This is a genomic window from Kitasatospora sp. NPDC053057 (assembly GCF_044546945.1).
GTDB lineage: Bacteria > Actinomycetota > Actinomycetes > Streptomycetales > Streptomycetaceae > Kitasatospora.
This window is the reverse complement of the sequence record NZ_JBITZP010000027.1, coordinates 77,415-82,495: the sequence shown is the minus strand read 5'-3', so window position 1 is coordinate 82,495 and position 5,081 is coordinate 77,415. Positions and strand designations below refer to the sequence as shown.

At 73.1% G+C, this 5,081-nt stretch carries 3 protein-coding genes; all 3 read right to left on the bottom strand.

Annotated elements, in window-relative coordinates:
• Positions 1-110: 110 nt before the first annotated feature.
• Positions 111-2,369 (bottom strand): ATP-binding cassette domain-containing protein, encoded by a 2,259-nt coding sequence (locus ACIG5E_RS26140; protein ID WP_396537246.1) that lies wholly within the window; start codon positions 2,367-2,369, stop codon positions 111-113.
• Between the two features lie 231 nt (positions 2,370-2,600).
• Positions 2,601-2,966 (bottom strand): DUF5132 domain-containing protein, encoded by a 366-nt coding sequence (locus ACIG5E_RS26135; RefSeq protein WP_396537244.1) that lies wholly within the window; start codon positions 2,964-2,966, stop codon positions 2,601-2,603.
• Positions 2,967-3,283: 317 nt separating this feature from the next.
• Entirely contained in the window at positions 3,284-4,987 is a 1,704-nt protein-coding gene (locus ACIG5E_RS26130) for a DUF885 domain-containing protein (protein ID WP_396537242.1), read from the bottom strand.
• Positions 4,988-5,081: the final 94 nt, after the last annotated feature.

Below are 5,081 nucleotides of genomic sequence, written 5' to 3'. Positions count from 1 at the left end.
GGGGGTACCTCCGAAAGTATGGGCGGGCGTCGTCGCGGGGCGGCACGCCGGGCCGCGCCGACCGCGGTGTCGTCACGCGGTCGGCCGGCGGGCGGGCGCGGCTGCTGCGGTCAGGCGGCGAGTTCGCCGGCCTGGAGCTGCCAGAGGGATGCGTAGAGTCCGTGCTGGGCGAGCAGTTCGTCGTGGGTGCCCTGTTCGGCGACGACGCCGCCCTTGTCCAGGACGTAGATCCGGTCGGCGTGGCGGACCGTGGAGAGCCGGTGGGCGATGACGACCATCGTCCGGTCGGTCGCGAAGACCCGGAGCGTGCGCTGGATGGCGGCCTCGGTCTCGTTGTCCACGGCGGAGGTGGCCTCGTCGAGGATGACGACCGGCGGGTCCTTGAGGATCGCCCGGGCCAGGGCGATGCGCTGCCGCTGGCCGCCGGAGAGCGCGGCGCCGCGTTCGCCGATCAGGGTGTCGTAGCCGTCCGGCAGCGTCGCGATGAAGGTGTGCGCCTCGGCCATGGTGGCCGCCTGGACGACGGCCTCGTCGGAGGCCTCGAAGCTGCCGTAGCGGATGTTGTCGGCGATGCTGCCGTCGAAGAGGAACGGGTCCTGGGCGACGAAGCCGATGGCGTGCCGAAGGTCGTGCCGCCGCAGGTCCCGGACGTCCCGCCCGTCGAGCAGCACGCTGCCGGACTCCGCGTCCTGGAAGCGCATCAGCAGTTTGGCGACCGTCGTCTTGCCGGAGCCGGTGGCGCCGACCAGGGCGGTCACCTGCCCGGCCGGGATGGTCAGCGAGAGGTCCTCCAGGGCCGCCGGCCGGCCGGGGTAGGCGAAGGTGACCCCGTCGAGGACGAGCTCGCCCCGCACCTCGGCGAGGTCGATCGTCCCCTCGCTGCCGTCGGCCTCGACGGGCAGGGCGCGCAGCCGCTGGACCCGGTCGTAGGAGGCACGGGTGCGCTGGTACTGGTCGACGATGCCGCCGAGCCGGCTCATCCGCATCAGCAGCATCTGGGGCAGCCCGATCAGCGGGCTGAACACCTCGAAGCGCAGGGTGCCGTTGAGCACCGAGCGGCCGCCGATCAGCAGGGTGCCGGCCATCGAGGCGGTGGTGCAGGCCCGGACGGTCTCGGCGTGGCGGATCGTGCTCCGGTCGGTCTGCCGGCTGCTCTCCTGGGCCGCCTCGCTCAACTCGTCGATGCGTTCGGCCTCGTAGTCCTCGGTGCAGAAGCTCTTGACGGTGGCGCCGGCTTCCAGCGAGTTGATCACCTGGCTGCCCAGCCTGGCCCGGCACTCGCCGGTGACGGCGTAGTCGGCCGCGGCCTTGTCCTGGTGGTGCAGCGAGAGCCAGGCGATGACCGGGATCGGCAGGAACGCGATCCAGGCGATCTGCGGTGCCAGCAGCAGGAACGCCGGCACCAGGAGGGCCAGGCTGGTGCCGAGTTGCAGCACGTCGTTGGCCGGGCCGGCGAAGAAGGCGCCCAGCTGGCCGACGTCGTCGATGAGCGCGCCGGCCACCCGGGTGGTCCGCTCGCCCTCCAGGTGCTCCAGTTCGAGGTGCTGGACGTGCCGGTACGTGCGGCTGCGCCAGTCGTGCTCGATGTCCTGGCCGAGTCGGCGCCACTGGAGGTTCGAGGCGTACGAGAGGCCCGCGACGGCGGCACAGGCGGCGGCCACCAGGCCGGCCAGGCCCCAGAGCTGCGCGGAAGCGGTGGTCAGGCCGAGGCTGACCAGCGGCGCCGCCTCGCCCTTGATGAGGACCAGTCCGGTCCAGCCGAGGAAGGTACCGAGCGCCATCTCCGAGACCTGGCAGGAGACCGAGAGTGCGGCGGCCCGGTAGAGGCGGCGGCGGTGCGGCCCGACGATCTCCAGCAGAGGGTGGCGTTCGGCGCCGGGTCCGACCGCGTCCTGGGACGCGTCGACCGTTCTGCGCCAGGCCTTCCGCAGGACGGCCGCGGTCGCGGCGGCCACTCCGCCCACCGCCACCAGCTGCTTGCTCAGCGCCGACCCCTTGACCAGGGCGATCCCGGCCGCGACCCCGCCGCCGACGGCGAGCACCGGTCGCACGACCAGGCCGCGGTCCACCTGCCGGGCCGGTGCGGCGGCGGGCCGGGCCGGTGCCGGGCGTGCCGCTCCGGTCGGATCCTCCGCGACCAGGCTGACGGCTCTGCGGACGATGCGGCTGACGTCCGTGGCGCGCACCCGCGCATCGTGCCGGACGAGCACCCCGCCGGTGACCGGGTTGGCCTGGGCCTCGGTGATCCCGGGAATGCGGCGCAGCACGGCGGCGAGGACCTCGGCCGTCCGGGGCCGTCCGAGCACCAGCTTGACGTCCCAGCGCTGGCGGCCCGGAATGACCGAGCGCGGGCTCGCGTCCAATTCCACGGAGCGGAATCCGGCTGCGGCACCCAGTAGCGATGGCATGTGTACGTTCACCTGTTTGCGGAGGTCGCGGAAAACCGTCACGGACACGACGGAGTACGGCGACGGGGTGGAAATTCTGGACGGCGGATTTCTGCGGCCGAACGGCCTGTGGTCGGCCGCCGCCCGGGCGCGCATTCCGTCGAGATCGATCGGCATGCGCTCCCGGCGGCGGCCGCGGCTCCCGACGGGCCGTCAGTGCGCCTTTCCGGGGCCGGTGCTAGGGCCGGCGGCGCTGCCGGCGCCGGCGGTCGCGCGGATCTTCGGGGCCCTCGCGTCCCCCTCGGCGCGGTTGGCGGCCTCGTCCTTGGCGCCGTTCGGCGCACCGTTTCCGGTGGCGTGCTGGCCGTCACCGGAGGCGATCTGGGCGGCCACCATGTCGGCGGCCACCTCGGCCGCGAGGTCGTGGATGTTCTCCCCGGCCTCGTGGGCCGCCTTCTTCACCTCCATCGCGATGCCGACGGACGTCTTGACGACTCCCCGGACCAGCGGCTTCAGCAGACGCTTGGCCAGGGGGGCGACGATGAGGCCGACCAGGAAGGGCGGTACAACGGGCGGCATGATGCTCCATCCTCTCTACGCATACGTATGACAGGGAACCCGGGCACTGCGAAAACGGGAGCAGCGCGCAGCCGGACGGACGGAAGCATTCCACCTCGGAATCCGAGATTCACCTACCGAATCGAATTTCCCGGACACCGGCGCGTACCGCCCGATCTCGTGGCAACCGTAGTCGAACCATGTCCGCCGGAGCCAAACGGCTTCCGCAGGGTTCACTCATGCGGGTGTCCATGACCTTCTCGCGTGACCTGAATTGCAGCGCACCCGAACACCGCATTGCCCTATTACCTGGATGGCTCTATTGCCGATTATCAGACTCAATGAACTCCGAGTTCCCGCATCACCCGCCGCCGCAGCCCCGGAAACGGCAACGCCCCACCCCCCAGCACCGCCTCGTGGAAGGCCCGCACCTCGAACCCGGCACCCAGCTCCGCCTCGGCGTCGGCCCGCAGCCGGCCGAACTCCAGGAAGCCGGCCCGGTAGGACAGCGCCTGCCCGGGCAGGTCCGTCGAGTAGCGCAGCAGGTCCGAGGCGATCTGGCCGTCCGCCTCGGTGGAGTTGGCACGCATGAAGTCCCGCGCCCGCTCCAGGCCCATCGTCCCGAGGTTGAGCCCGGTGTCGACCACCAGCCGCTGCGCGGTGAACCGCTCCTGGGCGAGGCGCCCGTAGGCGTCCCACGGATCCTCGTAGAGCCCCGCCTCCCAGCCGAGGCCGGCCGCGTACTCGGCCCAGCCCTCGTTGAACGCACCGAACTCGGCCACCTCGCGGCGCAGTTGCGGCAGGGCGCCGTCCTCCGCCTGCCGGGCGAGGTGGAAGTGGTGCCCCGGCGCCAGCTCGTGGTAGATCAGCGAGGCCGAACCGAGCAGGGACCGCCGGTCCAGGTCCGAGCCGTTGTAGCGGTAGCGCCCGACCGGGTCGGCCGCGGTCGGCGCCTCGTAGTACCCGAAGGTCATCCCCGGCTCCAGCGCCGGGTCCAGCCGGGCCAGCCCGTACGGCGCCCGCGGCAGCACCGCGAACCAGCGCGGCAGCACCGGGTCCAGCCGGTCGAGGTGGCCGCGGTAGCGGGCCTCGACCTCCTCCGGCGTCCGGGCGTACATCCGGGGCTCGGTCCGCAGCCGCTCGTGGAACTCGGCCTCGGAGCCGTGGAAACCCAGCGTCGCGCGCACCTCCCGCATCCGCTCGGCGAGTTCGCGGCACTGCTCGCGGCCGAGCTCGTGCAGCCGCTCGGGCGCCGTGTCGCCCCCGGTGCTGGTCCGGACGAAGTCCCGGTACGCCTCCTCGCCGTCCCGGTACCGCGCCCAGCCGACCTCCTGCGGCGCGGCGCGCAGATAGGCCGGGTCGTCGAGGACGGCCAGCAGTCGGTCGAAGGCCGGCGCCAACTCGCTCTCCTGCAACCGCCGTACGCCGTCCCGGAGCTGTCCGCGCGCGGCCGGCCCCAGCCCGGCGAGCCGGTCCTCGGCCACCTCCACCCGGCGCGCGACGGATTCCCGCAGGCCGGCGAGGGCGGCGCGTGCTCCGGCCAGCGCCGGGGCCGGCACCCGGAAGCCGCGCGCCGCCTGCCCCACCACCTTGTCCCCGATCGAGCCGACCAGCCGGGCCAGTTCCCGCACCAGCGCCAAGTACCGCCCGGCGTCCGGCGGTTCGGCGAAACGGAAGGCGCGCAGCACCGCGTCGGCGTACAGCGACAGCGGGAACAGCCGGTACGGCGTGGCGGCGGGCGTCAGCCAGTAGTGGCGGTACGCCCGCAGCTCCTGCTCGGCCAGCCCGGCCAGGAAGGCGGCGGTGTCGGCGTCGGCGCCGGACGGCTCGCCGTCGGACGACCCGGCGCCGTCGAGCGCGTGCACCTGGCGGAGCACCTCCTCGGCGAACCGTGCTCTCTCCTCGGCCTCCGCGAGCGACGCCCCCGGCAGTGTCTCCACCGGAAGCCCCTGACGGGCCCTCAGCATCGGGTCACGCGCCAACAGGAACTCGAAGTAGCGGTCCGCCAGACGGCCGATCTCCCGGCCCGGTTCGTTCGTCATGCCACCCATCCTGGCGACGACCGGCCACCGGGCGGCCCGGCCCAGGACGCACTGACCGCAACACCCCTCGAACGGGTGAATCATGGTCACCCGC